The following is a 994-nucleotide window of genomic DNA, read 5'->3' as shown; positions in this document are numbered from 1 at the left end:
GTGTAGACGGTCAGGCGCACGGGCCACTCCAGCAAACAAGCATGTTTTAGTTTACTTTAGGGTGGGACAAAGTGGCATAGCTTCTTGCTTGCCATGGTGCGATCGTCGGCTTTAAGATGCCATTTAAATGCATTAATAAGCACCCATCATGTCCACGCCCAGCGCCTCCTCGTTCCGCCCCATCCGCGTCGCCGTCCCGTCGCCGCGGGCGAAGCCACCGGCGCCCCGCGGGTGGCCGCTGCTGAGGCTGGGCTTCCGCCCGTTCTACCTGGGCGCCGCGAGCGCCGCGGTCGTGCTGATGGCGGCCTGGTTCTTCGTCTTCACCGGCCGCCTCGCGCTGCCCGGCACGCTGGCACCCGCGCTGTGGCATGCGCACGAGATGATCTTCGGCGTCGTCGGCGCGGTGGTGATCGGCTTCCTTCTCACCGCCGGCCAGCTGTGGACGCAGCTGCCGACGCCGCGCGGCGGCCTGCTCGGCGCGCTGGCCGCACTGTGGCTGTCCGCCCGCGTGGCCGGGCTGTGCGCGCCCTACCCCGTTTTCTTCCTGCTCGACGTGACCCTGCTGCCGCTGGTGGCCGCGCTGTTCGCCGACCTGGTGATCCGCTCGCGAAACCTGCGTAATGCCGGCATCGCGGTGCTGCTCGGGCTGCTGGGCCTGGCGAACCTCGGCTTCCACCTGGCGGCCAGCGGTGCGCTGGCTTTCGATGCGATGGCGCCGCTGCACGCCGGCTTGGCCCTCATCGTCGTGCTGGAGACGGTGATGGGCGGCCGCGTGATCCCGGCCTTCACGATGAACGCGACGCCCGGGCTGCAACTGCGTGCCTCGCCGCTGCGCGATCGCATCGCGCTGGTCGCCACCGTCGGCGGGCTGGCGCTGTGGGTGGCGGGCGAGACACCGCGCCTGGCCGCCTCGCTGCTGGCCGGCGCCGCCGCGCTGCACGCCTGGCGCGCGCTGTCGTGGGCGCCGTGGCGCACGCTGCGCCGGCCGCTGCTG

1 protein-coding gene is annotated in these 994 nt (G+C 70.8%); it reads left to right on the top strand.

What is annotated here, in order from left to right:
• Positions 1–148: 148 nt before the first annotated feature.
• On the top strand, positions 149–994 hold an 846-nt coding region (locus AC1D1T_RS32700), incomplete at its 3' end, for an NnrS family protein (protein ID WP_477993519.1).

The organism is Rhizobacter sp. P2_H3 (assembly GCF_056403355.1).
The sequence above is the reverse complement of the archived record's forward strand: the minus strand, read 5'-3'. Positions and strand labels throughout refer to the sequence as shown.